The organism is Leifsonia aquatica, assembly GCF_014190775.1.
GTDB lineage: Bacteria > Actinomycetota > Actinomycetes > Actinomycetales > Microbacteriaceae > Leifsonia > Leifsonia aquatica.
This window is the reverse complement of sequence record NZ_JACHVP010000001.1, coordinates 1563264-1589630: the sequence shown is the minus strand read 5'-3', so window position 1 is coordinate 1589630 and position 26367 is coordinate 1563264. Positions and strand designations below refer to the sequence as shown.

The window sequence follows — 26367 nt, the reverse complement described above, 5'->3', positions numbered from 1 at the left end:
GCCACGGGCTGTGCGCACCTAACGTCGAAAAAAGGAATTGCATACTCAGCATAACTTTAAGCCTCGACTTGAGGTTGAAGGTTCCCGTGGAGGCCGGACGTGACAGCAAATCAGAACTACCTCGCCGTGATCAAGGTCGTCGGCATCGGCGGAGGCGGCGTCAACGCCGTCAACCGCATGATCGAGCTCGGCCTCCGCGGCGTCGAGTTCATCGCCATCAACACGGACGCGCAGGCGCTGCTCATGAGCGACGCCGACGTCAAGCTCGACGTCGGTCGTGAGATCACGCGCGGCCTGGGTGCCGGAGCGGACCCCGAGGTCGGTCGCCGCGCCGCCGAGGACCACGCGGAGGAGATCGAGGAGGCGCTCGCGGGCGCCGACATGGTCTTCGTCACCGCGGGCGAGGGAGGCGGCACCGGAACCGGCGGCGCTCCCGTCGTCGCGCGCATCGCCAAGTCGATCGGCGCCCTCACCATCGGTGTGGTCACCAAGCCGTTCTCCTTCGAGGGCAAGCGTCGCCAGCAGCAGGCCGAGGCCGGCGTGCAGCGGCTCAAGGAAGAGGTCGACACCCTCATCGTGGTGCCGAACGACCGGCTGCTGGAGATCAGCGACCGCGGCATCAGCATGCTGGAGGCGTTCTCCACCGCCGACCAGGTGCTCCTCGCGGGTGTGCAGGGCATCACCGACCTCATCACGACCCCGGGTCTTATCAACCTCGACTTCGCCGACGTGAAGTCCGTCATGCAGGGCGCGGGCAGCGCACTCATGGGCATCGGCTCCTCGCGGGGCGCCGACCGCGCGATCAAGGCCGCCGAGCTCGCCGTGGCGTCGCCGCTGCTCGAGGCCAGCATCGATGGAGCGCACGGCGTGCTCCTCTCCATCCAGGGCGGCTCGAACCTCGGCATCTTCGAGATCAACGACGCGGCCCGTCTGGTGCAGGAGGCCGTCCACCCCGAGGCCAACATCATCTTCGGTGCGGTCATCGACGACACCCTCGGCGACGAGGTCCGCGTCACGGTCATCGCCGCCGGTTTCGACGGGGGCGAGCCCGGTTCCAAGCCGGTGGTCGACACGCGTCGCTCGACGTTCGTCGAGGCCGGCGCGGAGGATGCGGCGGCCTCCTCCGCCGTGGTCGAGGCCGGCGAGGTCGAGGCGCCCGTCGCCGAGAACTGGACCGGTGAGACCCCGGTCGCCGAGACCGCTCCCAAAGACCCTGCGTTCGACGACGAGAATGACGACCTCGACATCCCCGACTTCCTCAAGTAGTCCGCTCGCCGAGCGCCTCGCGGCGGTCCGGGCCGGTATCGACGATGCCGCCCGGGCCGCGGGGCGGTCGCCGGACGAGCTGACCACCATCGTGGTCACGAAGTTCCATCCGGCGTCGCTCGTGCGCGAGCTCGCCTCCCTCGGCGTCCGCGACGTGGGGGAGAACCGGCACCAGGAGGCGCAGGAGAAGGCGGCCGAGCTGGCCGACCTCGACCTCGCCTGGCACTTCGTCGGACAGCTCCAGAGCAAGAAGGCGCGCCAGGTGCGACGCTACGCCTCGGTCATCCACTCGATCGATCGGTTCTCGCTCGTCGACGCGCTTCGTTCCGACGAGGGTGAGATCGATGCGTTCGTGCAGCTGAACCTCACGGACGACCCCGGACGCGGCGGCGTGGCCGACCGCGACCTCGAGCCGCTGGTCGAGCACGTGCTGACGACGCCCGGCCTGCGACTGCTCGGCGTGATGGCCGTCGCCCCTCTGGACGAGGAGCCCGCGCGGGCCTTCGAACGGGTGCGGGCCTCGAGCGAACGCGTGCGCGCGCTCGCCCCGGCGGCCTCCGCCATCTCCGCCGGGATGTCCCAGGACTACCGCGAAGCCGTCGCCGCCGGCGCGACACACCTTCGGATCGGGACCGCCATTACCGGGAATCGGCCGACCCTTCGTTAATCTCGAAGGAGAAGAAGGTTCGCAATACGTGCGTGCGAGGCGTCGGCGCACAGTTCTACACGGAGGAAGCGCATGGCCAACCCGCTGAAGAAGACGATGGTCTACCTCGGCCTCGCCGACGAGGAGCTGGAGTTCGACGAGCAGCCCGAGCAGGCGCAGCACCAGCCGCGCCGCGAGGCGCCTGCCCCCGCGCCCGTCCAGTCCGTCCCGCACCCCGCACCGGTCGCCCCCGTGGCCGGCCGCGCTCCGGTCACCCCGCTGCGCAAATCGTCCACCGCACGGAATGTTTCGGTACAGGAAATGAACGAGATCCTCACGGTCCACCCCCGCCAGTACCGCGACGCCCAGGCGATCGCCGAGTCGTTCCGCGAGGGCATCCCGGTCATCATCAACCTCTCGCAGATGAGCGAGGGCGACGCGCGTCGCCTCATCGACTTCGCCAGCGGCCTCTCGCAGGGCCTCTACGGCAAGATCGAGCGCGTGACGCCGAAGGTCTTCCTCCTCTCCCCGTCGCACGTGGTCGTCTCCGGCGAGCACGGCGGAGCGGACTCCGAGGTCGACGCCTCCTTCTTCGCCCAGAACTGAATCGGGCGGCTCCGGCCGCCGACACGACGTGAGCGCACGCCCCCTCGTCAGGGAGGGCGTGCGCTCTCCGTCATACTGGGAGGGTGCTTGTCGTCTCGATAGTCGCGACCATCGCGTACTACCTCCTCCTGATCTACTTCTTCGTCATGTGGGCGCGCTTCGTGCTCGACCTGGTGCGGACCTTCGCCCGGCAGTGGCGCCCGAAGGGGTTCTGGCTGCTGCTGGCCGAGGCGACCTACGCGATCACCGACCCGCCGATCAAGTTCTTCCGGCGCATCATCCCGCCGCTGTCGATGGGTCCCGTCGCCCTCGACTTCGGGTGGAGCCTGACGATGCTCGTCGTGATCATCCTTTTGTACGTGACGCTGGGATTCAGCTGAGCGTCGGTCCCCGAACCGGCCTCGACGCCGTTGTAGGGTGGTCGAGCCGACGTGCGAGCGCGGCGGAGTGTGCAGACCTGGCGCACTTTGCTAGCGTTGGCTGAACGCGATTTCTGTTCGTCTCTTTCAAGATCTAAGGTGGCTTGCCATGGCGCTGACTCCGGAAGATGTAGTCAACAAGCGGTTCCAACCGACGAAGTTCCGTGAGGGCTACGACCAGGACGAGGTCGATGACTTCCTCGATGAGGTCGTCGTCGAACTGCGTCGTCTGGGTCAGGAGAACGAGGAGCTCAAGCAGCGCCTCGTCGCCGCCGACTCGCGCATCGCCGAGCTGCAGCGCAGCTCGGGCTCTCCCGCCGCGACGCCCGCCCCTGTCGCGGCCGCGCCTGCCGTCGACAACGGTGAGCTGACCCGCCTCCAGCAGGAGAACGAGGAGCTCAAGCAGCGCCTCGCCGCCGCGCAGCAGGAGTCCGCAGCCGCCGCCGCTGCCGCTCCCGTCGCCGCCGCAGCCGCCGCGCCGGCCTTCGCCGCCGACAGCGCGAACGACCCCAACGCGACCAACAACCTCCTCCAGCTCGCGCGCCGTCTCCACGAGGAGCACGTGCGCGAGGGCGTCGAGAAGCGCGACTCGCTCATCGCCGAGGGTCACGCCACCGCGGCGCGGATCGTCGCCGAGGCCGAGTCGAAGCAGCGCGCCCAGATCAGCGCCCTCGACCAGGAGCGCACCCAGCTGGAGCGCCGCATCGACGAGCTCCGCACGTTCGAGCGCGACTACCGCCAGGGCCTGAAGGGCTACATCGAGGGTCAGCTCCGCGACCTCGACTCCCAGCCCGCCGCCGGCGGTGCCGGCTTCGGTCAGAACCGCGCGGCCGCTCCCGTGAGCGCCGGCGTCCCGGCGCCCGTCGCCGCGGACGGCTCCAGCTCTTCGGACCAGGGGCAGCAGCCCCCGGTCTTCCCCGGCTTTGGAGGCTAATACCTCCCGGCCCTCGGTCAGCGTCCGGGCCTTGGTGATCCTGGCGGTGGTCGCGCTCTGCGTGTACCTCGTCGACCAGATCGCCAAGGTCCTGGTCGTCGCCAACCTCTACGAGGGTCAGCGGGTCGAGGTGCTCGGCCAGCTGCTGCAGTTCAACTTCGTCAAGAACGCCGGCGCCGCCTTCTCGATCGGCAGCGGATCCACCTGGATCTTCTCGATCGTCGGCGTCGGCGTGCTCGGCTTCGTCATCTGGTACGCCCCGCGGATCAAGTCGACGGCGTGGGCCATCCTGTTCGGTCTGCTCCTGGGCGGCCTGCTGGGCAACCTCACGGACCGTCTCTTCCGGGAGCCCGGCTTCGGCGTCGGCCACGTGGTCGACTTCCTCCAGATCCCGATCCTGCCGGCGATCTTCAACCTCGCAGACGTCGCGATCGTGTCGAGCATGGCGCTCTTCCTGATCCTGACGATCCGCGGCATCGGCCTCGACGGTCGTCGCACCACCGAGGACGACGCCGACGAGCTCGATGACGCTTCTGAGGTCGACAGTGCCGACGTGGCGTCCGAGCCGCCCGCCGCGGCCCCTGTCGACGCGCCGGCCGAGGCCGAGCACCCCGAGAAGCCGCAGCCGTAGATGGAGTCGCGCAGTTTCCCCATCCCCGACGGGCTCGACGGGGCGCGGGTGGACGCGGGGCTCGCGAAGCTCCTCGGCTTCTCCCGGAGCTTCGCCGCCGAGATCGCGGAAGCCGGAGGCGTCACGGTCGACGGCCGCGACGTCGACAAGTCGGACCGGCTGACGGCCGGCTCCTGGCTCGAGGTGTCGTGGAAGCCGCGCGAGGAGGTCACGATCGTCCCGATCGCGGTCCCCGAGCTCACGATCGTCCATGACGACGACGACATCGTCGTGATCGACAAGCCGGTCGGTGTCGCGGCGCATCCCTCCGTCGGCTGGGAGGGGCCCACCGTGCTCGGCGCGCTCGCGGCCGCCGGCTTCCGGATCTCGACTTCGGGTGCGGCCGAACGGGCCGGAATCGTGCACCGTCTGGACGCGGGCACGAGCGGCCTCATGGTCGTCGCCAAGTCCGAGCACGCCTACACCGTGCTCAAGCGCGCGTTCCACGACCGGACCGTGGAGAAGATCTACCACGCCGTCGTCCAGGGCCACCCCGATCCGCTCACGGGCACGATCGACGCCCCCATCGGCCGTCACCCGAAGTCCGACTGGAAATTCGCGGTGATCGCCGACGGCAAGCCCTCGGTGACGCACTACGAGACCATCGAGGCTTTCCCTGCAGCGAGCCTGCTCGAGATCCACCTGGAGACCGGGCGCACCCACCAGATCCGCGTGCACATGGCCGCACAGCGCCATCCGTGCGTGGGCGACGCCATGTACGGCGCCGATCCGACACTCTCGGCCCGCCTCGGCCTCACGCGGCAGTGGCTGCACGCCGTCCAGCTCGCGTTCGAGCACCCCGCGACGGGGGAGTGGGTCACGTTCACGACCGGCTACCCGGCCGATCTCCAGCACGCGCTCGACGTCCTCCGCGCATCCTGACGCGCCCCGAGGGACGTCACGAACGGAGGAGTTCCGGCGGCGCCGAGGGATGACTGGCGGCTTACGGAGGAGATCCGATCCGGGGCCGGGAAAATGTCCTCCGGAGCCCGCGCGCGAGGCCCGCGACGTCGGTCCCACGACGTAGGCTTGTCCTCGACATGAGCGATTCCTTCGTCCACCTCCACGTCCACAGCGAGTACTCGATGCTCGACGGGGCGGCACGCGTCAAACCGCTGATCGACGCCGCCGTCGAGCAGCAGATGCCCGCCGTCGCGGTCACCGACCACGGCAACATGTTCGGCGCGTTCGACTTCTGGCGCACCGCCACGGACGCCGGCATCAAGCCGATCATCGGCACGGAGGCGTACCTCACGCCGCGCACGCACCGCACCGACAAGACGCGCGTCCGCTGGGGCGACGGCGGTGGAGATGACGTCTCGGGCTCGGGCGCGTACACGCACATGACCATGCTCGCGGCGACGACCGAGGGCATGCACAACCTGTTCCGGATGTCGTCGAAGGCGTCGATGGAGGGGTACTACTTCAAGCCCCGCATGGACCGCGAGCTGCTCAGCCAGTACGGCAAGGGCATCATCGCGACGACGGGATGCCCGTCCGGCGAGGTGCAGACGCGCCTGCGCCTCGGGCAGTACGACGAGGCCGTCAAGGCGGCGGCGGAGTTCCGCGACATCTTCGGCAAGGAGAACTTCTACGCCGAGATCATGGACCACGGGCTCGGCATCGAGCGCCGGATCATGAGCGACCTCATCCGTCTCGCCAAGGACCTCGGCATCCCGATGGTCGCCACGAACGACCTGCACTACACGCACGCCGAGGACGCGAAGAGCCACGCGGCCCTGCTGTGTGTCCAGTCCGGGTCCACGCTCGACGACCCCAACCGGTTCAAGTTCGACGCCGACGAGTTCTACCTGAAGTCGGCCGAGCAGATGCGCCAGCTGTTCCGCGACTACCCCGAGGCGTGCGACAACACGCTCGCGATCGCCGAGCGCTGCGACGTGCAGTTCGACACGCAGGCGAACTTCATGCCGCGGTTCCCGGTGCCCCCGGAGGAGACCGAGCAGACCTGGTTCGTCAAGGAGGTCGAGAAGGGGCTCACGGAGCGCTACCCCAACGGCATCACGCCGGAGGTGCGCAAGCAGGCCGACTACGAGATCGGCGTCATCTCGCAGATGGGCTTCCCCGGCTACTTCCTCGTCGTCGCCGACTTCATCAACTGGTCGAAGAACAACGGCATCCGCGTCGGCCCGGGCCGTGGCTCGGGTGCCGGCTCGATGGCGGCCTACGCCATGCGGATCACCGACCTCGACCCGCTGCAGCACGGCCTGATCTTCGAGCGCTTCCTCAACCCCGACCGCGTTTCCATGCCCGACTTCGACGTCGACTTCGACGACCGCCGCCGCGGCGAGGTCATCAAGTACGTGACCGAGAAGTACGGCTCGGAGCGCGTCGCCCAGATCGTCACCTACGGCACCATCAAGGCCAAGCAGGCACTGAAGGACTCGGGACGCGTGCTCGGCTTCCCGTTCTCGATGGGCGAGAAGCTGACGAAGGCGATGCCGCCGCCCGTCATGGGCAAGGACATCCCGCTCACCGGGATCTTCGACAAGAACCACCCGCGCTACAAGGAGGCGGTGGACATCCGGGCCGTCGTCGAGAGCGACCCGGAGGCGAAGACCGTCTTCGACACCGCGCTCGGCCTCGAGAACCTCAAGCGCCAGTGGGGCGTGCACGCGGCCGGCGTCATCATGTCCTCCGACCCGCTGATCGACATCATCCCGATCATGAAGCGCGAGCAGGACGGGCAGATCGTCACCCAGTTCGACTATCCGGCGTGCGAGTCGCTCGGCCTGATCAAGATGGACTTCCTGGGTCTCCGCAACCTCACGATCATCAACGACGCCCTCGACAACATCGAGGCGAACCGCGGTGAGAAGCTCGTGCTGGAAGACCTCGAGCTGGACGACCGGCCGGCGTACGAGCTGCTCTCGCGCGGCGACACGCTCGGCGTGTTCCAGCTCGACGGCGGGCCGATGCGCTCCCTGCTGCGCCTGATGCGCCCGGACAACTTCGAGGACATCTCGGCCCTCATCGCCCTGTACCGCCCGGGCCCGATGGGCGCGAACTCGCACACGAACTACGCGCTGCGCAAGAACGGCCAGCAGGACATCACGCCGATCCATCCCGAGCTGGCGGAGCCGCTCGCCGACATCCTGTCCACCAGCTACGGACTCATCATCTACCAGGAGCAGGTGATGGCGATCGCGCAGAAGGTCGCCGGCTTCTCCCTCGGACAGGCCGACATCCTCCGCCGCGCGATGGGCAAGAAGAAGAAGTCCGAGCTGGACAAGCAGTTCGCCGGCTTCGCCCAGGGCATGAACGACAACGGCTACTCGATGGACGCGGTGAACAAGCTGTGGGAGATCCTGCTGCCGTTCTCCGACTACGCGTTCAACAAAGCCCACTCCGCCGCGTACGGCGTGATCTCGTACTGGACCGCCTACCTGAAGGCGCATTACCCGGCCGAGTACATGGCGGCGCTGCTCACCAGCGTCGGCGACTCCAAGGACAAGATGGCGCTCTACCTGAACGAGTGCCGCCGGATGGGCATCAAGGTGCTCCCGCCGGACGTCAACGAGTCCAGCCTGTATTTCGGTGCCGTCGGCGAGGACATCCGCTTCGGGATGGGCGCCGTGCGCAACGTCGGCGCGAACGTCGTCGAGGGCGTGCGCGAGGCGCGCGAGAGCAAGGGCCGGTTCGAGTCGTTCCACGACTTCCTGTCGAAGGTGCCGATCCATGCCGCGAACAAGCGCACCGTGGAGTCGCTCATCAAGGCGGGCGCGTTCGACTCGCTCGGCCACACGCGCCGTGCACTCGTCGAGGTGCACGAGGACGCGGTGGAGTCCGCGGTCAAGATCAAGCGCAACGAGGCCAACGGCGACGTCGGATTCGACTTCGACAGCCTGTGGGAGGCCGACGAGCCGGGCCAGACGCAGCACAGCATCCCGGACCGCCCCGAGTGGGGCAAGCGCGACAAGCTCGCGTTCGAGCGCGACATGCTCGGGCTCTACGTCTCCGATCACCCGCTGGCGGGCCTGGAGCTGCAGCTGGCGAAGATGGCCAGCACGTCCATCGCCGACCTGGTCGGCTCCGACAACATCCAGGACGGCGAGACCGTCACGATCGCGGGGCTCATCACGAGCGTGCAGCATCGCGTCGCGAAGGCGTCGGGCAACCAGTACGGCATGATCACCGTCGAGGACTTCGGCGGCGAGATGACGGTCATGTTCATGGGCAAGGCGTACCAGGAGTTCTCGCCGATGCTCACGGGCGACGCGATCGTCGTGGTGCGCGGCCGGGTCAGCCTGCGCGACGACGGAATGAACCTGCACGCCTTCAGTCTGATGAACCCGGATCTCGGGCCCATCGAGGACAGCAGCCCCCTCCAGATCACCATCCAGGACCGCCGGGCGACCCCCGACGTCGTCACCCGGCTCGGCGAGACGTTCTCGCGGCATCCGGGAGACAACGAGGTGCGGATCCACCTGGTGACGGGAGGTCGCGTCCGGGTCCTCGGCGTGCCGAAGCAGGTCAAGGTCAGCCCCGACCTGTACGGCGAGCTCAAGGGCCTCCTGGGCCCGAACTGCCTGGTCTAGGTTGGTGCCATGAGCGACGGCGTCCGCAACCTGCACGAGGCACTCGCACGGATCGGCGAGCACTGGCAGCCGCACCGCCTGACGAGCGTCAACGACTACGACGTGAAGGTCGTGAAGCTGCTCGGCGAGTTCGTCTGGCACGAGCATCCCGAGACGGATGAACTCTTCCTCGTGCTGAGCGGCGAGCTCACGATCCAGCTGCGCGACGGGGATGTCGTGCTGGGCCCTGGCGACGTCTACGTCGTCCCGAAGGGGGTCGAGCACTGCCCGCGGGCCGACGCCGAAGTGGAGGCGGTCCTCTTCGAGCCGCAGGGCACGGTGAACACCGGGTCGGCCGGCGGCGATCGGACCGCTCAGCTCCGCGAACTGGACTGAGCGGCGGCCGGATCGCCCGCGCCGTCAGTCCAGCGCGGTCGGGCGGTGGTAGCGGCGCTCGTGGTAGAGCAGCGGCTCGTCCTCGGCGCCGAGCTCGCCCCGCTCGATCTGCACGACGACGACCGCGCTGTTGTGCACCGTGAAGCGCTCGATGATGCGGCCGACCATCCACGCGGTGGTGTCCTTGATGACCGGGAGGCCGTAAGGCCCCGGGTACCAGTGCTCGCCCTCGAAGCGCCGGGCGTTGTCGCCGGCGAGCTTCTCGGCGGCGGCCTTGTTGCGCACGCCCAGCGTGTGGATGACGACGCGATCCGTCTCGGCGATGGCGGGCCAGCTGGAGGCAGAGAGCGCCATGTTGAACGTCGCGAGCGGCGGCACGGCCGCCAGCGACGCGAGGGAGGTGGCCGTGAACCCGACGGGGCTGCCATCGGGCCGCAGGGCGGTGACGATGGCGACGCCGGCGGCGTGGCGGCGGAACGTCTGGCGGAAGGCCGACAGGTCCGGTGTCACGTCCGAGACGGTGCCGTCGGTGGGGTCGGGGGATGCGCTGTTCATACGTGTACTGCAAGCACCAATCGACGTCGAGAATTCCGCGCGGGGAAACCGGAGCGGGGGAGCGGATAGGCTTGTCGCGCCATGATGCAGACCATCGATCTCCGCGGAGTCCAGCCTACTCGCGCCGCCTTCGAGCGCCTCGTCCCCCGTCCCGTCGTGGACGTGGGGGTCGCGATGCATGTCGCGACCGAGCTGATCGACGACGTGCGCGCTCGGGGTGCCGCGGCGCTCCGGGAGCAGGCCGAGCGGTTCGACGGCGGGGCCCCGGCGACCGTCCGCGTCTCCGCCGAGGACATCGCCGCCGCCGTGGAGGCGCTTCCGGCCGAGGTCCGCGCGGCTCTCGAGGAGGCCATCGCACGCGTCCGGGAGGCGACCGTCGCGCAGGTGCCGCCGCCCGCCGAGACCCGCATCGGCCCGGGGGCGACCATCGTGCAGCGCTGGCAGCCCGTCGAGCGGGCGGGCCTGTACGTGCCCGGTGGCAAGGCCGTCTACCCGTCCAGCGTCGTGATGAACGCGGTGCCCGCCCAGATCGCGGGTGTCTCGTCCATCGCGCTCGTGAGCCCGCCCCAGCGCGAGTTCGGGGGAGCGGTGCACCCCGTCATCCTGGGCGCAGCCGGACTGCTCGGCATCGACGAGGTCTACGCGATGGGCGGTGCCGGCGCGATCGGCGCGCTCGCGTGGGGCGTCGAGGAGATCGGGCTCGAACCGGTGCAGGTCATCACCGGTCCCGGCAACATCTACGTCGCCGCCGCCAAGCGCGTCGTGCGCGGGACGGCCGGGATCGACTCCGAGGCGGGCACCACCGAGATCCTCGTGATCGCCGACGAGAGCGCGAACCCCCGCTACGTCGCCGCCGATCTGGTGAGCCAGGCTGAGCACGACGAGGCCGCCGCCTCCCTGCTCGTCACCGACAGCCCCGCCTTCGCCGAGCGCGTCACCGCGGAACTGGACGAGCTGGCCGGTGCCACCCGGCACAGCGAGCGCGTACGCACCGCTCTGGGCGGCCCGCAGTCCGCGATCGTGCTGGTCGACGACCTCGCCGCCGCAGCCGCCTTCAGCAACGCGTACGGCCCGGAGCACCTCGAGATCCAGACCGCGGACGATGACGCCGTGCTCGCCGACATCCAGAACGCCGGTGCGATCTTCATCGGGCCGAGTGCGCCCGTCAGCCTCGGCGACTATCTCGCCGGGTCGAACCACGTGCTGCCGACCGGCGGGCAGGCGCGGTTCTCGTCGGGCTTGGGCGCGTACTCGTTCCTGCGGCCGCAGCAGGTCATCCGGTACGACCGGGAGGCGCTGCGCGAGGTCGCCGACCGCATCGTCGCGCTCTCGGGTGCCGAGGACCTCCCCGCGCACGGCGAGGCGGTCACCGTACGCTTCCGCGGCTGAGCGCCGGGAGACCGGTAGAATCGGGGTATGTTCTGCCCCTTCTGCCGCCACCCGGACTCCCGTGTCATCGACTCCCGGACCAGTGACGACGGTCTCTCGATCCGCCGGCGCCGGCAGTGCCCCGAGTGCGGCCGCCGCTTCTCGACCACCGAGACGGCCAGCCTCAGCGTGATCAAGCGCAGCGGCGTGGCCGAGCCGTTCAGCCGCGAGAAGATCATGCTCGGCGTGCGCAAGGCCTGCCAGGGGCGGCCGGTGACCGATTCCGACCTCGCCGTGCTGGCGCAGAAGGTGGAGGAGACCATCCGTTCGACCGGCGCCTCGCAGATCGAGGCGAACGAGGTCGGGCTGGCGATCCTGCCCGAGCTGCGAGAGCTGGACGAGGTCGCGTACCTGCGGTTCGCCAGCGTCTACCAGGCGTTCGACTCCCTCGACGACTTCGAGGAGGCCATCCAGCAGCTGCGGGTCGCCCACCACGTCGTCCCCGCCGACGTGCAGGCCTGACGTCGACCGGTATTCTCGTACCGGCATGTATCCCACACTCTTCAGACTCGTCCTCGCCAAGCTCGACCCCGAGCGGGCCCACCACCTCGCGTTCGTCGTCATCCGTGCGCTGCCCGCGCTCGGGCTCAGCGGCCTCGCGCGCCGGTTCACCGCCGCGGACCCCTCCCTCGCCGTCGATGCCCTCGGGCTCCGGTTCGAGTCGCCGTTCGGCGTCGCCGCCGGCTTCGACAAGGACGGTGAGGGGGTGCTCGGCCTCGGCGCGCTCGGCTTCGGCCACGTGGAGGTCGGGACCATCACCGCCATCCCGCAGCCGGGCAACGACAAGCCGCGGCTGTTCCGCCTCATCCCGGACCGCGCGGTGATCAACCGCATGGGCTTCAACAACCGCGGCGCGGGCGTCGCCGCCGACCGCCTCCTGCGCGTCCTCCGATCGCGTCGCCGGCCGGTGCTCGGCGTGAACATCGGAAAGAGCCGCGTCGTCGCGGTCGAGGACGCCACTGCCGACTACCTGACCAGTGCGCGGGCGCTCGCGCCCGTGGCGGACTATCTGGTCGTCAACGTGAGCTCGCCGAACACCCCCGGCCTGCGCGGTCTGCAGGAGCTCGACCTCCTGGCGCCACTGCTCACTGCCGTCAAGGAGGTCGCGGGGGAGAAGCCGCTGCTCGTGAAGATCGCGCCCGACCTCACGGACGAGCAGGTGCAGCGGATCGCGGAGCTGGTGGTGCGCCTCGGCCTCGCCGGGATCATCGCCACGAACACCACGATCTCCCGCGAGGGACTCCGTACCGACCCCGCGCGCGTGCAGGCTGCCGGTGCGGGTGGCCTGTCCGGGGCGCCGCTCGCGGCGCGCTCGCTCGAGGTGCTGAAGCTGATCCGCGCGACCGTTCCACCGGAGCTCTGTGTGATCTCGGTCGGCGGCGTCGAGACCGCCGAGGACGTGCAGGAGCGCCTCGACGCCGGCGCGACCCTGGTGCAGGGCTACACCGCGTTCCTCTACCGCGGCCCGCTGTGGGCGCGGCAGATCAACCGCGGGCTGCTACGCCTCCGGCGTGCCCTGGTGGAAGCGTAGGCGCCAGCGGTCGCCGCTGCGCTGCCACAGTGAGCTGCGCAGGGTTCCACCGCGCACGTCGGTCGTCCGGGCGGTGAGCAGGATGACGCCGTCCGCGACGACGTCGGTCGCCAGCACCTCCAACTCCACGACCTCGGATTCCTCGCTCGCGAGAGCCTGGAGCGTGTCGTCCCGTCCCCACAGCCGACCGGAGCGGCCGATCTCGGCGAAGTCGGGGTGCAGCAGGCCGGCGACACGGGACGAGTCGGAGCGGACGGCCGGGTCGAGCAGTTCGCGCTCGAGCCGGGCGACGACCTCCTCATCGGTCTCTGCAACGGCGAGATCGCCGAAGATGTCGAGCTCGAGTGCATCCTCGACGGCCGCAGCGGGCGGCGCTGCCGGCGCCGATTCAGCAGCGGGGGTGGGCGCCGCAGCACGGGGTGCCGGGGGCGCGGCCTCCTCGATCGGCTGCTCGGCCCGACGCGGCGCGTTCGGCCAGCCCGGCCCGATCGGGATCGGGTCGCCCTTCTGATACGCGGTGGCCACGGCGCGGGCACGCACGTCGGCCGCCTCGTTGAGGTCGTGGCCGGCGTGGCCCTTCACCCACTCGAAGGCGTACCGCCGGCCTTGCAAGGCACGGTCGAGCCGCTCCAGCAACTCGCGGTTGAGCACGGGCGCACCGTCGGCCTTGCGCCAGCCCTTGCGCTTCCAGCCCGCCATCCACTTCGTGACGGCGTTGATCACGTACTGGCTGTCGCACAGGATGTGAAGGTCGTCGTCGAGATGAGCCGTCGACTCGAGCAGGTCGATGACGGCCATGAGCTCACCCTGGTTGTTGGTGCCGTGCGGCCATCCGCCCGCCGACCAACGGTCGTCGTCGACGTACCAGGCCCAGCCGGCCGGACCGGGATTGCCGAGGGCGGAGCCGTCGGCTGCTGCGACGATCGTCACGTCAGGCGGGGTACTGGCCGCGCTTGACCTGCGGCTTGGGCAGACGCATGACGCGCAGCTGCAGCGCGCGCATGGCCGCGTACCAGCGCAGACCCCGCTCGACCTTGTCGGCGCCGTACTTCGCCGCGATGCGCTTGCGCACGAGGAAGCCGAGGACGATGCAGTCGAGGACCGAGATCAGGAAGAAGGCCCAGAGGGCGAAGAGCGCCCACACCTGCAGGAACTGCCACGGCAGGAAGCTCAGGACGATGATGACGAGCATCACCGGGATGAGGAACTCGCCGATGCTGAAGCGGGCGTCGACGTAGTCGCGCACGTAGCGGCGCTGCGGGCCCCGGTCGCGCTGCGTGAGGTAGCGCTCGTCGCCGTTCGCCATGCCGACGCGGGCCTTCTCACGGGCCTCCGCCTGCTTGGAGCGCGCGTTGCGGGCCGCCTCTTTGCGGTCGCCGGGGACCAGGGGGCGCTTGCGGGCGGCCTCCTGCTCGCGGCGGGAGGGCGTCGGTGCGCCCTTGCCCTGGTTCAGGCGCTCTGCCGTCTGTTCGGGTGTCTCGGCGATCGGCGTCTCCGCCTCGGTCGCCGGGTGGTCTCGTTTCGCCAACGCTCAGCCTTCGGTTGTGGGGTCACTTAAGATTACCCGCATGACTGACTCCCAGCCGTCTTCCGGCCAGTATTCGCAGCCCGCCGACGATCCGGCGGCGGAGGGACGCGTCCGCGCGGCGGTCGAGGGCGGCCTTCCGTCGACCATCGCGGACCTCTCGCGCCTCGTCCGCATCCCCTCCGTCTCGTGGTCCGCCTTCGACCCCGCGCACGTGCGCGCGAGTGCCGACGCGGTGGCCGGACTGCTGCGCGACACCGGCGTCTTCGAGAGCGTCGAGGTCACGCAGGCGCCCATCGACGGAGAGCAGCTCGGCCAGCCCGCGGTGCTTGCGACGCGTGCGGCCCGCAACGGCCGCCCGACCGTCCTGCTCTACGCCCACCACGACGTGCAGCCGCCCGGATCGGACGACGACTGGAACACCCCGCCGTTCGAGCCGACCGTGCGCGGCGACCGGATCTACGGGCGCGGAGCCGCGGACGACAAGGCCGGCGTAATGGCGCACGTGGCCAGCGTCCGCGCGCTCGTGGAGGCCCTCGGGCCCGACTTCGACCTCGGCCTCGCGGTGTTCATCGAGGGGGAGGAGGAGTTCGGCTCCCGCTCCTTCGCGAACTTCCTCCACGAGAACCGCGCCGCCCTCGCCGCCGACGTGATCGTCGTCGCCGACTCGGACAACGTCGACATCGACACGCCCGCGCTCACCGTCTCGCTCCGGGGCAACGTGACCTTCCGCCTGACCGTGTCGACCCTCGAACACGCCTCGCACTCCGGCATGTACGGCGGCGCGGCTCCGGATGCGATGCTCGCGCTGGTCAAGCTGCTCGCGACCCTGCACGACGACCGCGGCGAGGTCGCGGTCGACGGCTTCCTCTCCTACGACGACGCGGCCGAGCCGCCGCACCTGAGCGAGGAGCAGTTCCGCGAGGAGGCCGCCCTGCTGCCGGGTGTCACGCCCATCGGCAGCGGACCCATCCTGTCGCGCATGTGGTCCAAGCCGACCATCACCATCACCGGCATCGACGCGCCGACGGTCGCGAACGCCTCCAACACGCTCCTCCCGAGCGCCGCGGTACGCCTCAGCGCCCGCGTCGCGCCGGGACAGCCGGCGGCGGAAGCCTACGCGGCGATCGAGCGGCACCTGCGCGCCCACGCGCCGTTCGGCGCCCACGTCGACATCAGCGACGTCGACACCGGTGAGGCCTTCCTCGTCGACACGGCGGGCTGGGCCGCGACGGAGGCGAAGCGGGCGATGACCGATGCCTGGGGCAACGAGGCGGCCGAGACCGGCATCGGCGGGTCCATCCCGTTCATCGCCGACCTGGTCCGGGAGTTCCCGGACGCGCAGATCCTCGTCACCGGTGTGGAGGACCCGGACTCGCGCGCCCACAGCCCGAACGAGTCCCTGCACCTCGGTGTCTTCAAGCGCGCGATCCTCTCGGAGGCGCTCCTGCTCGCACGACTGGACCGCCGCGAGGCCTGAGCGCCGTCTGAACGTCTGGACAGCCTCCCGGGTTTCCGACGTACAATCGACGCAGATTTCGTATCCCGAAGTCCTTTTTTCCGTGTGAGGAGTTCCATGACCGACACAACCCTGACCGCGCCGAAGGCCCATGGCGTCGGCCTGACCGAGGCCGCAGCAGGCAAGGTCAAGAGCCTGCTCGAGCAGGAGGGCCGTGACGACCTGCGTCTGCGCGTCGCCGTCCAGCCCGGCGGCTGCTCGGGTCTCATCTACCAGCTGTACTTCGACGAGCGGATGCTCGACGGAGACGCGACGGTCGACTTCGACGGCGTCGAGGTCATCGTCGACAAGATGAGCGTCCCGTACCTGGACGGCGCCGCGATCGACTTCGAGGACACCATCCAGAAGCAGGGTTTCACCATCGACAACCCCAACGCGACGGGTTCCTGCGCCTGCGGAGACTCGTTCCACTGAGCCTCGCATAGCACAGAAAAACACCGTGGGCCGCCCCTTGTGGGCGGCCCATTGTGTTCGAATCAGGGTGTCCGGCGGAGTAGGGTAGGGAGAGCCACATACATTTGGATGTGAACTGTCCCAGAAGTCACTCGAAAGGTCACCGGTGCGTCACAATCGCCGTCTCCGATGGGCTGCCATCCCGATCGCAGCGACGCTCGTCGTCGTTCTCGCGGGTTGCACGCAAGCACAGCTGAACGGATTCCTCCCGGGATTCGTCGAGGGCGAGCAGCCCGTCACCAACCACACGGAGCGCATCAGCGGTCTGTGGGTGACGAGTTGGATCGTGCTCCTGATCGTCGGCGTCATCGTCTGGGGTCTCATCGTCTGGGCGGTCATCGTCTACCGCCGCCGCAAGGGTCAGACCGGTCTGCCGGTCCAGCTCCGGTACAACATGCCGATCGAGATCTTCTACACGATCGTGCCGCTGATCCTGGTGCTCGGTTTCTTCGCCTTCACCGCCCGCGACCAGAACGCGATCGAGAAGCCGTACGCCCACCCGGACCTCACCATCCAGGTCTACGCCAAGCAGTGGGCGTGGGACTTCAACTACGTCGACGACAACGTCTACGACCCGGGCATCCAGGTGCAGCCGGATGACGCCAGCGCCACCCCGGGCTCCGTGCAGGAGGGGTCGATCCCGACCCTGTACCTCCCGGAGAACAAGAAGATCACGATCCAGCTCGACTCGCGCGACGTGATCCACTCCTTCTGGGTGCCGGCGATGCTCTACAAGAAGGACGTCATCCCCGGCAAGACCAACTACATGTACTTCGAGACGACGGGCCGCACCGGCACGTTCGTCGGCAAGTGCGCGGAGCTCTGCGGCGAGTACCACTCCGCGATGCTCTTCAACGTGAAGATCGTCCCCCAGGACGTGTACGACTCGCACATCCAGAGCCTGCGCGACCAGGGCTACGAGGGTCAGCTCGGTTCCGAGTACGACCGCAACCAGAACCTGCCCGGAACGGGCGCTCCCAAGGGCAACGAGTAGGACACACCGATGACGACGACAGCACCGGCGCCTGGGGCGACCACCGCTCCCGCGCCGAAGCCCATGATCCTCAATGCCAACGGCATCGAGCGCAAGGGCAACATCCTCGTGAACTACATCACGTCGACGGACCACAAGACGATCGGGTACATGTACCTCATCTCGTCCTTCGTGTACTTCCTCATCGGCGGCGTGATGGCGCTCATCATCCGAGCCCAGCTCTTCGAGCCGGGCCTGCAGGTGGTGGCCACCAAGGAGCAGTACAACCAGCTCTTCACGATGCACGGCACGATCATGCTGCTCATGTTCGCGACGCCGCTCTTCGCGGGCTTCGCCAACGTGCTCATGCCGCTGCAGATCGGCGCCCCCGACGTGGCGTTCCCGCGTCTGAACGCGCTGGCCTACTGGTTCTACTCGTTCGGATCGCTCATCGCGGTCGCCGGCTTCCTCACCCCGCAGGGTGCGGCCTCCTTCGGCTGGTTCGCGTACGCGCCACTCTCGAGCACGACGTTCTCGCCAGGAATCGGCGGTAATCTCTGGGTCCTCGGACTCGGCCTCTCGGGCTTCGGAACGATCCTCGGTGCGGTGAACTTCATCACCACCATCATCACGATGCGCGCCCCGGGCATGACCATGTTCCGCATGCCGATCTTCACCTGGAACACCCTGGTGACGTCCATCCTCGTCCTGATGGCCTTCCCGGTGCTCGCCGCCGCGATGTTCGCCCTGGCGGCCGACCGTGTGTTCGACGCCCACATCTACGATGCCGCGAACGGCGGAGCCCTGCTCTGGCAGCACCTCTTCTGGTTCTTCGGCCACCCCGAGGTGTACATCATCGCGCTGCCGTTCTTCGGCATCGTGTCGGAGATCTTCCCGGTGTTCAGCCGCAAGCCGATCTTCGGGTACAAGACCCTCATCTACGCGACGATCGCGATCGCGGCCCTCTCCGTCACCGTGTGGGCGCACCACATGTACGTGACCGGCTCGGTCCTGCTGCCGTGGTTCTCGCTGATGACGATGCTCATCGCAGTGCCGACGGGCGTGAAGATCTTCAACTGGGTCGGCACCATGTGGCGCGGCTCGCTGACGTTCGAGTCGCCGATGCTGTGGTCGATCGGCTTCCTGATCACCTTCACCTTCGGTGGTCTGACCGGCGTCATCCTCGCGTCCCCGCCGCTGGACTTCCACGTCTCCGACACGTACTTCGTCGTGGCGCACTTCCACTACGTCGTCTTCGGAACCGTCGTCTTCGCGATGTTCGCCGGCTTCTACTTCTGGTGGCCGAAGTGGACGGGCAAGATGCTCAACGACCGTCTGGGCAAGTGGCACTTCTGGCTGCTGTTCATCGGCTTCCACACGACCTTCCTCGTGCAGCACTGGCTCGGTGTCGTGGGCATGCCGCGACGCTACGCGACGTACCTCCCGAGCGACGGCTTCACCTGGATGAACCAGCTCTCGTCGATCGGTGCCGGCATCCTGGCGATCTCGATGATCCCGTTCTTCGTGAACGTGTACCTGACGGCGCGCAACGCGCCGAAGGTCACGGTCAACGACCCCTGGGGCTACAGCCGCTCGCTCGAGTGGGCGACCAGCTGCCCGCCGCCGCGCCACAACTTCACGTCGATCCCGCGCATCCGTTCGGAGTCGCCCGCGTTTGACCTGAACCACCCCGAGGCCGGCATCCCGATCGGTGTCGGAGGCGCGAAGGACGCCCCGGATGCCCCCGTGCTCGACGTCGCGAACAACGAGGTGAAGTAACCCATGAGAGCCAATGCCATCCTCTTCTGGATCCTCTCGGCCTTCTTCATCCTCTCCGCGGTGGTCTACACCGTGTGGAGCCTGCTCGACCCGATGCACCAGAAGGTGGAGTGGGTCGGAACGGTCGCGCTCGTCCTGAGCGCCATCCTGGCCGCGTTCATCGCGTTCTACATCGGCCGTACGCACGCCTCGCAGGGCGGCGAACTGCCGGAGGACCGCCTCGACGCGAACATCGACGACGGCGACCCGGAACTCGGGCACTTCAGCCCGTGGAGCTGGTGGCCGATCGCCCTCGCGACCGGTGCCGCTCTGGTCATCCTCGGCCTGGCCGTGGGTTTCTGGATCTGCTTCATCGGTGTGGCGTTCAGCCTCATCTGCATCGTCGGCTGGGTGTTCGAGTACTACCGCGGGTACTTCGCCCGCTGAGTCTCACCCGACCAGCGACACGTGTCGACAGGGCCGCCTCCTCCGGGAGGCGGCCCTGTCGCGTTGTGCGGCCGGTGCTAGGCGGGGCGTGTCTCGCGCGATAGCTTGTCGCCAGCGACCACCACGGTGGTGTGGCGGTCCCGGCGAGGGGATCAGGCATGTTCGACGAGTCCGCGTACGTGATCCGGGGCGGGTTTCCGACGGCGGAGGCCGCGGCTCTCGCGTTCGATGAGGCCGACCTGGTGCGGGCGCTGCACGCGTATCGGTTCTTCTATCCGACCGTCTCGTTCGAAGCGACGTGGCGGGGCAACCGGGACGGCGGGGTGGTCCCCAACGAAGTGTTTCCCGCCTTGAAGGGCACGCCGAAGCAGTTCGTCTTCACGCCGAACTCGGACACCCCGTACGGTGCGGTCGCGCTCGATCTCTCGGACGGCCCGATCGTCCTCGAGGTGCCGCCCGGACCGATCATGGGGACGTTCAACGATCTCAACCAGCTGTGGATCATGGACTACGGTCTCCCGGGCCCCGCGAGGGCGGCGGGAGGCAAGCACGTGGTCCTCCCACCCGGGTGGGACGGCGAGGTCCCCGACGGGATGTACTCGGCGCGGTCGACGACCAACCGGGTTCTCGGGCTCATCCGGGCGATGCCGATCGGCGGTGACATGGAGGCCGCGGACCGGCTGATGCAGTCGGTGAAGGTGTATCCGCTGGAGCCGCGTGTCGATTGGCCGGAGACCACCTGGGTCGATCTCTCCCTGCTGGACGGCGCCGATTTCACCCCGGTGCGCTGGGAGACCGGACTCGACTACTGGCGGGTGCTACACGAGACTCTGAACGAGGAACCACCGAACCCCGCCTACCGCTACGAATACGGAGAGTTGGCGCAGCTCGGCATCGCGCGCGGCCTTCCCTTCCAGCCGGACAGCCGGCTGACGGGCATCCTCGAGAAGGCCGCCGTCATCGGCCATGCCCATCTGCTCGCCCAGTCGTTCGCCGACCGCAGCCCCGAAAGGCAGGTCTGGCCGGGCACCCAGTGGGAGTGGGCCGTCCTGCAGTCGGACAACGGGACGTTCGACGCACCGGACTACACCGACCTCTACGCCCGCGAGAAGTGGTTCTACCAGGCCCAGGTGGAGTCGCCTGCGATGTTCGCCCGCGCACCCGGGGCCGGGTCGCTGTACTGGCTCGGACTGCGCGACGCTGATGGCGAGTACCTGTACGGCGAGAACGCGTACGTCCTCGATGTGCCCCTGCCGGTGCCGGCGACGCTGTTCTGGTCGATCACCGTCTACGACGCCGAGACCCGCAGCGAGATCCTCACCGACCAGAACGCCGCGGCCCTCCGCTCCATGTACGAGCTCCAGGACCTCGCCGGAGACTCGGTGCGGCTTCACTTCTCACCCGAACCACCGACCGACCCAGGCGACGCGAGCCGGTGGATCAAGACCAAGCCCGGCGTCGGCTGGTTCGTCTACTTCCGCATCTACGGTCCGGAACCGGCAGCGTTCGACGGATCGTGGCGGCTCCCGGACTTCATCCGCACCGTCTCGGCCGGATAGTCGGGGCGGCCGAGCATTTTGCTGGCGCGGGCAGCTGGGGGAGGATCGGTGGATGATCCGCGTAGTGCTCTTCGACCTGGACGGCGTCATTCGGCACTTCGATCCCGCCCACGCCGTTGACATCGAAGAACGGCATGGGCTCGCAGCGGGGACGCTCGAGAGCATCGCTTTCGCGAAGCCGCTGATCGACGACGTCACCACGGGTCGAATCAGCCGAGCCGAGTGGCTGTGCCAGGTCGGCGACACGGTTGGCAGTGCGGCGGCGGTAGCGGAGTGGGGCCGGCAACCGACCGTCGTCGACGAGACTGTTCTGGAGCTCTCCGACGAACTTCGCGGCCTCGGGCTGAGGACGGCCGTGCTCACCAACGGCACCGACACCATCCGCGCTGAGATCGACGCGATGGGTATCGGAAACCGCTTCGATGCGTTCTTCAACTCGGCTGAGATCGGGTTCGTGAAGCCCGACATCCGCGCCTTCCGTCATGTCCTCGACGCCCTGGTCGTCGAGGCCGAGGACGTGTTCTTCACCGACGACTCCGCGTCGAAGCTCGTCGGCGCTGACAGCCTCTCGATACGAACGCACCTCTTTGCGGGCGTCGACGACCTTCGTGGACACCTCAGGCAGGCCGGCGTGGACGTGGCCCTGCACGGCTCCGAGTCGATCAGAGCGAGCCACCGCCGTCCCGGACGCTGAAGTGCAGGACGTCGACGTCGAGGCGTGTCTCCGTGGGGAGAGGATCGGCACCTGCGCCGGTCCTGTCGGCGACGTGACGCGCTGACGGCCCCATGCCGATCAGAGCGTTCCGGATGGCGTCATCGACCGGGAGGGGCTCCGAGACGTGTTCGCGCGTCAGGAGGGCGTACAGGGGCTCTGCGGCGGCGATAACGTCGTCCGCCTTGTCAGCGGGGACGTCGAGCATCGAGGTCGCGGCACGCAGCGAGCGGAGGTGCTCGCCACGGGGCACCACGACGACGAGTGAACCGCCGGGGCGCAGCACGCGAGCGAACTCGGGCAGGTTGCGTGGCGCGAAGATGTCGAGCACCACGTCGCACACGGCGTCGCGGATCGGGAGGGGGCGCCACGTGTCGGCGACCAGGCCGTCGAGGCGGTCGGAGGAGCGGGACGCCCGGCCCACGGCGGCGGGGGAGAGGTCCATCGCGAGACCGACGGCGTCCGGGTGCGCCGTGAGGACCGCACGGAGGTAGTGTCCGGTGCCGGCACCGGCGTCCAGGACGCGGGAGGCGTCGGCAGGGACCGCGGCGGCCACAGCGGCCGCGATCGGTGCGTAGAGTCCGCCCTCGAGCACGGCGTCACGCGCGTCGAGCATGGCCGCATTGTCACCGACGTGCTTGGATCCGCCGAGCAGGCTGATGTAGCCGCGCTTGTTGACGTCGTGGCGATGTCCCGACGGGCAGCCGAGCACCAGCCGATCGACGGGGGAGAGGTCGGCGCTGCACACCGGGCAACGCAGCCACGAGGAGAGACGTTCGAGATCGGTCATGCCATCCTCCGCGGACTGACGGTCAAGGGGGTGGATACGCGAAAGCGCCGGCGCGTGAGACGCGCCGGCGCTTTACGGGAGGCTCGGATCAGTGGTGGTCGTGGCCCGACTCGAGCTCGCCCTTGGTCGGCGGCACGATGCGGTCCTCGAAGAACCAGCGCGAGAGGCTCGCGCGCATCCGGTTGCCCATGGTGATCTTGCCCTGCTTGTTCGGGCGGATCATCAGGGGCTCGTAGGCCTCGAAGCTCACCAGACGCCAGCGCTCGTAGTCGCTGAGCTGCTCGTGCACCTCGATGAACTCGCCACCCGGGAGCTTCACGATACGGCCGGTCTCATAGCCGTGCAGGGCGATGGAGCGATCCTTCTTCTGCAGGGCGATGCAGACGCGCTTCGTGAGGACGTAGGCGATGAGCGGGCCCAGGAACAGGAGCGCCTGGAGTGAGTGGATCACGCCCTCCATCGTCAGCTTGAAGTGCGTCGCGATGAGGTCCGAGCTCGCAGCGGCCCAGAACACGGCGTAGAACGTGACGCCGGCAGCGCCGACGGCGGTGCGGGTCGCGGCGTTGCGCGGCCGGTCGAGGATGTGGTGCTCGCGCTTGTCGCCGGTGATCCACGCCTCGATGAAGGGGTAGATCAGCACGGTGACGATGAAGAGACCGAGGATCGCGACCGGGATGATGATGTTGAACGACCAGGTGCGGTCCAGCCAGACGAACTCCCAGCCCGGCGGGACGAGACGCAGGGCGCCGTCCGCGAAGCCGATGTACCAGTCCGGCTGGGTACCCGCCGAGACCGGTGAGGGGTCGTACGGTCCGTAGTTCCAGATCGGGTTGATGGTGAAGAACGAGGCCATGGCCGCGATCACACCGAACACGATGAAGAAGAAGCCGCCGGCCTTCGCCGCGTACACCGGGAGGACCGGGTAGCCGACCACGTTGCCCTGCGTGCGACCCGGAGCCGCGTACTGCGTGTGCTTGTGGATGACCACGAACATCAGGTGCAGCGCGATGAACGCGAGGACCATCGCCGGCAACAGCAGGATGTGCAACGTGTAGAGACGGCCGACGATCGCGGTTCCCGGGAACTCTCCGCCGAACAGCAGGAACGAGATCCAGGTGCCGACCACCGGCAGGCCCTTGATCAGGCCGTCGATGATGCGGAGGCCGTTGCCCGAGAGCAGGTCGTCCGGCAGGGAGTAGCCCGTGAAGCCCTCGGCCATCGCGAGGATGAAGAGGACGAATCCGATGACCCAGTTCAGCTCACGCGGCTTGCGGAACGCGCCGGTGAAGAAGATGCGGAGCATGTGGAGGCCGATGGCCGCCACGAACAGCAGCGCCGCCCAGTGGTGGATCTGACGGACCAGCAGACCGCCGCGCACCTCGAACGAGATGTTGAGCGTGGACTCCATCGCCGCGGACATGTGGATGCCCTTCAGGGGCACGTACGAGCCGTGGTAGACGACCTCTGCCATCGACGCCTGGAAGAAGAACGTCAGGAAGGTGCCGGAGAGCAGGATGACGATGAAGCTGTAGAGCGCCACCTCACCGAGCAGGAACGACCAGTGGTCGGGGAAGATCTTGCGGCCGAACTCCTTGACGGCGCCCGAGATGCTGGTGCGGTCCTCGATGTAGTTCGCGGCCGCTGCCGTGAAGCCGCCCTTTTTGACCGGGGCAGGTGCCGCGGGTGCGGCGGTCGTGGTACTCAATGGCGCTCCCAGAAGCTCGGGCCGACGGGCTCGTGGAAGTCGCTACGGGCGACCAGGTAGCCATCGGCGTCAACGGTGATCGGAAGCTGCGGCAGCGGGCGCTTGGCCGGTCCGAAGATGACCTCGGCCTCGTGCGTGATGTCGAACTGCGACTGGTGGCACGGGCAGAGCAGGTGGTGGGTCTGCTGCTCGTAGAGTGCCACCGGGCACCCGACGTGCGTGCAGATCTTGGAGTAGGCGACGATGCCGTCGTAGTTCCAGGTCTCGCGACCCTTCGAGACGTGCAGGTCCTCCGGCTTGAGGCGCATGAGGAGCACGGCGGCCTTGGCCTTCTGCTCGAGCATGTCCTCGGCCTCGTTGAGGCCCTCCGGGATGACGTGGAACGCGCTGCCCAGGGTCACGTCGGCGGCCTTGATCGGCGTGCCGGACGGGTCGCGGGTGAGGCGGACGCCCTTGGCCCACATCGTCTGGGAGAGCTCCTCGACCGGGTCGAGGTCCTGCGGCGCGAGACCGCGGAACAGGACGACCGCGGGGAGCGGGAAGGCGATGAGAGCGCCGATGAGGCTGTTCCGGACGAGCGTGCGGCGGTTGAAGCCGGACTCCTCGTCGGCCTGGCGGAAGATCTCCACGGCCCGCTCGGTGGTGGCCTCGCTGCCGTGCACGGGGTGGCGGAGGTCGACGCCCTCCTTCTCGTGCATGAGCGCCTTGCCCCAGTGGACGGCTCCGATGCCGATGGCGAGGAGGGCGAGCGTGATGCCGACGCCGATGAACAGGTTGTTCAGGCGGACCGAGCCCGGGTCGCTGTCGTGGATCGGGAACGCCATGTACGCGGCGACCGCCCAGACGCTGCCGGCGATCGACAGGTAGAACAGCGTGTAGACGGTGCGCTCGGCGCGCCGTTCCTTCTTGGGGTCGAGGTCGGTGACGCGCGGCCGGTGCGGCGGGAAGCCGGGGTTCTCGGGCGCGTCGCGGACGACGATGGCCGTCCCGGCGTCGCCTGCGCGGTGCACGTCGACATGTGACGAACTGGCTGGCGTCAGCTCGTGACCGCCGTTCTCGTCCTGTGCCATGGTTCTCCTTCTTACGCTTTCTCTACGCTCAGTACCGGCTAGTTGGACTTCGCCGTGATCCAGACGGTCAGTGCGACGACTGCGCCGAGACCGAAGATCCAGAGGAACAGGCCCTCGGCCACCGGGCCGAGCGAGCCGAGCTCGAAGCCGCCCGGGGACGGGTGCTCCTGGATGTACATGAGGTACGTGATGATGTCGGCCTTGCCCTGCGGGTCGATGTTCAGGTCGTTGAACACCGGCATGTTCTGCGGGCCCGTGACCATGGCCTCGTAGATGTGCTTGGCGCTCACACCCGTCAGCGGCGGGGCGTACTTGCCCTCGGTGAGCGCGCCACCGGCGCCGGCCACGTTGTGGCACATCGCGCAGTTGATGCGGAAGAGCTCGGCGCCGTTGGCGGCGTCGCCCTTGCCGTCGAGGTACTTCTGCTCGGGGATCGAGGGGCCGGGGGCCAGCGACGCCACGTAGTCGGCCAGGGCCGACACCTGCTCGTCGGTGAACTGGACCGGCTTCTCCTGCGCCTGCGGGCCCTGCATCTGCATGGGCATGCGGCCGGTGCCGACCTGGAAGTCGACGGCGGCGGAGCCGACGCCGATGAGGCTCGGCGCCTCGTCGGTGCCCTGTGCCGACATGCCGTGGCAGGTGGCGCAGTTGGCCTGGAAGAGCTTCTGGCCCTCGTCGACCGTGGCCTGGGAGGCGACCGCGGGGGTCGTCTCGGCCGAGGCGGTCGTGGTGGTGAAAGCAGCGTAGGCGCCGCCGGTGAGGCCCAGCCCGATCGCGAGGAGCGCGACGGTGGCCAAGGGGTGGCGGCGACCGGTCTTACGGACGGGCTTCGCCTTGCTGCGAGTGTTCGGACGCATGGGGTGAGGTCAG

General features: G+C 68.6%; 26 protein-coding genes. 19 read left to right on the top strand and 7 right to left on the bottom strand.

Going from position 1 to position 26367, the window contains the following annotated elements:
* Positions 1-99: 99 nt before the first annotated feature.
* From ftsZ to FHX33_RS07565, 9 genes are all read left to right on the top strand, one after another.
* Entirely contained in the window at positions 100-1266 is a 1167-nt protein-coding gene (gene ftsZ, locus FHX33_RS07605; protein WP_039921168.1) for a cell division protein FtsZ, read from the top strand.
* The gene (locus FHX33_RS07600) at positions 1232-1933 is read left to right on the top strand and encodes a YggS family pyridoxal phosphate-dependent enzyme (RefSeq protein ID WP_021758268.1); all 702 of its coding nucleotides are present in this window, start codon (positions 1232-1234) and stop codon (positions 1931-1933) included. The genes ftsZ and FHX33_RS07600 overlap by 35 nt, the downstream gene beginning before the upstream one ends.
* Positions 1934-2005: 72 nt before the next feature.
* A complete protein-coding gene (locus tag FHX33_RS07595) occupies positions 2006-2518 on the top strand; it encodes a cell division protein SepF (protein ID WP_021758270.1) in 513 nt (170 codons plus the stop codon).
* 83 nt (positions 2519-2601) lie between these two features.
* Positions 2602-2898 (top strand): YggT family protein, encoded by a 297-nt coding sequence (locus tag FHX33_RS07590; protein ID WP_021758272.1) that lies wholly within the window; start codon positions 2602-2604, stop codon positions 2896-2898.
* A gap of 148 nt (positions 2899-3046) precedes the next feature.
* Complete coding sequence (locus tag FHX33_RS07585; protein ID WP_183428312.1) at positions 3047-3871, top strand: DivIVA domain-containing protein; 825 nt, start codon at positions 3047-3049, stop codon at positions 3869-3871.
* A 34-nt stretch (positions 3872-3905) separates the two neighbouring features.
* Positions 3906-4502, top strand: a complete 597-nt coding sequence (lspA, locus tag FHX33_RS07580) for a signal peptidase II (protein ID WP_248616234.1) — start codon at positions 3906-3908, stop codon at positions 4500-4502.
* Positions 4503-5423 (top strand): RluA family pseudouridine synthase, encoded by a 921-nt coding sequence (locus tag FHX33_RS07575; RefSeq protein ID WP_021761031.1) that lies wholly within the window; start codon positions 4503-4505, stop codon positions 5421-5423.
* 158 nt (positions 5424-5581) lie between these two features.
* Positions 5582-9097, top strand: a complete 3516-nt coding sequence (dnaE, locus tag FHX33_RS07570) for a DNA polymerase III subunit alpha (protein WP_021761033.1) — start codon at positions 5582-5584, stop codon at positions 9095-9097.
* A 9-nt stretch (positions 9098-9106) separates the two neighbouring features.
* Positions 9107-9472 carry a cupin domain-containing protein gene (locus FHX33_RS07565; RefSeq protein WP_021761035.1) on the top strand — a complete coding sequence of 122 codons (366 nt, stop codon included), beginning with the start codon at positions 9107-9109 and terminating at the stop codon, positions 9470-9472.
* Positions 9473-9496: 24 nt separating this feature from the next.
* Here FHX33_RS07565 and FHX33_RS07560 read toward each other — a convergent pair whose 3' ends face one another.
* On the bottom strand, positions 9497-10027 hold the full coding sequence (locus FHX33_RS07560) for a flavin reductase family protein (protein ID WP_021761037.1): 531 nt from the start codon (positions 10025-10027) through the stop codon (positions 9497-9499).
* 81 nt (positions 10028-10108) lie between these two features.
* Between FHX33_RS07560 and hisD the strand changes: the two genes are divergently transcribed.
* From hisD to FHX33_RS07545, 3 genes are read left to right on the top strand one after another with little or no spacing between them, the layout of a single operon-like run.
* Positions 10109-11416: a histidinol dehydrogenase gene (gene hisD, locus FHX33_RS07555; protein ID WP_183428311.1), complete on the top strand. Its 1308-nt coding sequence runs from the start codon at positions 10109-10111 to the stop codon at positions 11414-11416.
* A gap of 27 nt (positions 11417-11443) precedes the next feature.
* Positions 11444-11917, top strand: coding sequence for a transcriptional regulator NrdR (gene nrdR, locus FHX33_RS07550; protein ID WP_021762598.1), 474 nt, complete (start codon positions 11444-11446; stop codon positions 11915-11917).
* Between the two features lie 25 nt (positions 11918-11942).
* A complete protein-coding gene (locus tag FHX33_RS07545; protein ID WP_021762599.1) occupies positions 11943-12986 on the top strand; it encodes a quinone-dependent dihydroorotate dehydrogenase in 1044 nt (347 codons plus the stop codon).
* Here FHX33_RS07545 and FHX33_RS07540 read toward each other — a convergent pair.
* Both FHX33_RS07540 and FHX33_RS07535 read right to left on the bottom strand, forming a co-directional pair.
* Entirely contained in the window at positions 12954-13916 is a 963-nt protein-coding gene (locus tag FHX33_RS07540; RefSeq protein WP_183428310.1) for an RNase H family protein, read from the bottom strand. The genes FHX33_RS07545 and FHX33_RS07540 overlap by 33 nt on opposite strands.
* A gap of 1 nt (position 13917) precedes the next feature.
* Positions 13918-14514, bottom strand: a complete 597-nt coding sequence (locus FHX33_RS07535; RefSeq protein WP_021757615.1) for a DUF3043 domain-containing protein — start codon at positions 14512-14514, stop codon at positions 13918-13920.
* A 40-nt stretch (positions 14515-14554) separates the two neighbouring features.
* On the opposite strand from FHX33_RS07535, the gene FHX33_RS07530 reads away from it, so the two are divergent.
* From FHX33_RS07530 to FHX33_RS07500, 7 genes are all read left to right on the top strand, one after another.
* On the top strand, positions 14555-15991 hold the full coding sequence (locus tag FHX33_RS07530) for a dipeptidase (RefSeq protein WP_021757616.1): 1437 nt from the start codon (positions 14555-14557) through the stop codon (positions 15989-15991).
* 96 nt (positions 15992-16087) lie between these two features.
* Complete coding sequence (gene erpA / locus FHX33_RS07525) at positions 16088-16444, top strand: iron-sulfur cluster insertion protein ErpA (protein ID WP_021757617.1); 357 nt, start codon at positions 16088-16090, stop codon at positions 16442-16444.
* 145 nt (positions 16445-16589) lie between these two features.
* Positions 16590-17477 carry an aa3-type cytochrome oxidase subunit II gene (gene ctaC / locus FHX33_RS07520; protein WP_021757618.1) on the top strand — a complete coding sequence of 296 codons (888 nt, stop codon included), beginning with the start codon at positions 16590-16592 and terminating at the stop codon, positions 17475-17477.
* Between the two features lie 9 nt (positions 17478-17486).
* The gene (ctaD, locus tag FHX33_RS07515) at positions 17487-19235 is read left to right on the top strand and encodes an aa3-type cytochrome oxidase subunit I (protein WP_039920952.1); all 1749 of its coding nucleotides are present in this window, start codon (positions 17487-17489) and stop codon (positions 19233-19235) included.
* Positions 19236-19238: 3 nt separating this feature from the next.
* Positions 19239-19661, top strand: coding sequence for a cytochrome c oxidase subunit 4 (locus FHX33_RS07510; protein ID WP_021757620.1), 423 nt, complete (start codon positions 19239-19241; stop codon positions 19659-19661).
* 158 nt (positions 19662-19819) lie between these two features.
* Positions 19820-21220, top strand: coding sequence for a DUF1254 domain-containing protein (locus FHX33_RS07505; RefSeq protein WP_021757621.1), 1401 nt, complete (start codon positions 19820-19822; stop codon positions 21218-21220).
* Positions 21221-21272: 52 nt separating this feature from the next.
* A complete protein-coding gene (locus FHX33_RS07500; protein WP_021757622.1) occupies positions 21273-21914 on the top strand; it encodes an HAD family hydrolase in 642 nt (213 codons plus the stop codon).
* Here FHX33_RS07500 and FHX33_RS07495 read toward each other — a convergent pair.
* The 4 genes from FHX33_RS07495 to qcrC all read right to left on the bottom strand — a co-directional run bounded on the left by FHX33_RS07495 (position 21883) and on the right by qcrC (position 26354).
* The gene (locus FHX33_RS07495) at positions 21883-22722 is read right to left on the bottom strand and encodes a methyltransferase domain-containing protein (protein ID WP_021757623.1); all 840 of its coding nucleotides are present in this window, start codon (positions 22720-22722) and stop codon (positions 21883-21885) included. The two genes, FHX33_RS07500 and FHX33_RS07495, sit on opposite strands and share 32 nt — an antisense overlap.
* Before the next feature lie 88 nt (positions 22723-22810).
* Complete coding sequence (gene qcrB, locus FHX33_RS07490) at positions 22811-24427, bottom strand: cytochrome bc1 complex cytochrome b subunit (RefSeq protein WP_021757624.1); 1617 nt, start codon at positions 24425-24427, stop codon at positions 22811-22813.
* The gene (qcrA, locus tag FHX33_RS07485; protein ID WP_021757625.1) at positions 24424-25497 is read right to left on the bottom strand and encodes a cytochrome bc1 complex Rieske iron-sulfur subunit; all 1074 of its coding nucleotides are present in this window, start codon (positions 25495-25497) and stop codon (positions 24424-24426) included. The genes qcrB and qcrA overlap by 4 nt, the downstream gene beginning before the upstream one ends.
* 38 nt (positions 25498-25535) lie before the next feature.
* Positions 25536-26354, bottom strand: a complete 819-nt coding sequence (gene qcrC / locus FHX33_RS07480; RefSeq protein WP_039920953.1) for a cytochrome bc1 complex diheme cytochrome c subunit — start codon at positions 26352-26354, stop codon at positions 25536-25538.
* Positions 26355-26367 lie beyond the last annotated feature (13 nt).

What these genes read in the sequence shown, in the direction of transcription:
- FHX33_RS07600 (WP_021758268.1), top strand. Translation starts at nt 1,232, where the DNA reads ATGACGACCTCGACATCCCCGACTTCCTCAAGTAGTCCGCTCGCCGAG.
- FHX33_RS07595 (WP_021758270.1), top strand. Translation starts at nt 2,006, where the DNA reads ATGGCCAACCCGCTGAAGAAGACGATGGTCTACCTCGGCCTCGCCGAC.
- FHX33_RS07585 (WP_183428312.1), top strand. Translation starts at nt 3,047, where the DNA reads ATGGCGCTGACTCCGGAAGATGTAGTCAACAAGCGGTTCCAACCGACG.
- FHX33_RS07575 (WP_021761031.1), top strand. Translation starts at nt 4,503, where the DNA reads ATGGAGTCGCGCAGTTTCCCCATCCCCGACGGGCTCGACGGGGCGCGG.
- dnaE (WP_021761033.1), top strand. Translation starts at nt 5,582, where the DNA reads ATGAGCGATTCCTTCGTCCACCTCCACGTCCACAGCGAGTACTCGATG.
- FHX33_RS07565 (WP_021761035.1), top strand. Translation starts at nt 9,107, where the DNA reads ATGAGCGACGGCGTCCGCAACCTGCACGAGGCACTCGCACGGATCGGC.
- FHX33_RS07560 (WP_021761037.1), bottom strand. Translation starts at nt 10,027, where the DNA reads ATGAACAGCGCATCCCCCGACCCCACCGACGGCACCGTCTCGGACGTG.
- hisD (WP_183428311.1), top strand. Translation starts at nt 10,109, where the DNA reads ATGATGCAGACCATCGATCTCCGCGGAGTCCAGCCTACTCGCGCCGCC.
- nrdR (WP_021762598.1), top strand. Translation starts at nt 11,444, where the DNA reads ATGTTCTGCCCCTTCTGCCGCCACCCGGACTCCCGTGTCATCGACTCC.
- FHX33_RS07545 (WP_021762599.1), top strand. Translation starts at nt 11,943, where the DNA reads ATGTATCCCACACTCTTCAGACTCGTCCTCGCCAAGCTCGACCCCGAG.
- FHX33_RS07530 (WP_021757616.1), top strand. Translation starts at nt 14,555, where the DNA reads ATGACTGACTCCCAGCCGTCTTCCGGCCAGTATTCGCAGCCCGCCGAC.
- erpA (WP_021757617.1), top strand. Translation starts at nt 16,088, where the DNA reads ATGACCGACACAACCCTGACCGCGCCGAAGGCCCATGGCGTCGGCCTG.
- ctaD (WP_039920952.1), top strand. Translation starts at nt 17,487, where the DNA reads ATGACGACGACAGCACCGGCGCCTGGGGCGACCACCGCTCCCGCGCCG.
- FHX33_RS07510 (WP_021757620.1), top strand. Translation starts at nt 19,239, where the DNA reads ATGAGAGCCAATGCCATCCTCTTCTGGATCCTCTCGGCCTTCTTCATC.
- FHX33_RS07505 (WP_021757621.1), top strand. Translation starts at nt 19,820, where the DNA reads ATGTTCGACGAGTCCGCGTACGTGATCCGGGGCGGGTTTCCGACGGCG.
- FHX33_RS07500 (WP_021757622.1), top strand. Translation starts at nt 21,273, where the DNA reads ATGATCCGCGTAGTGCTCTTCGACCTGGACGGCGTCATTCGGCACTTC.
- FHX33_RS07495 (WP_021757623.1), bottom strand. Translation starts at nt 22,722, where the DNA reads ATGACCGATCTCGAACGTCTCTCCTCGTGGCTGCGTTGCCCGGTGTGC.
- qcrA (WP_021757625.1), bottom strand. Translation starts at nt 25,497, where the DNA reads ATGGCACAGGACGAGAACGGCGGTCACGAGCTGACGCCAGCCAGTTCG.
- qcrC (WP_039920953.1), bottom strand. Translation starts at nt 26,354, where the DNA reads ATGCGTCCGAACACTCGCAGCAAGGCGAAGCCCGTCCGTAAGACCGGT.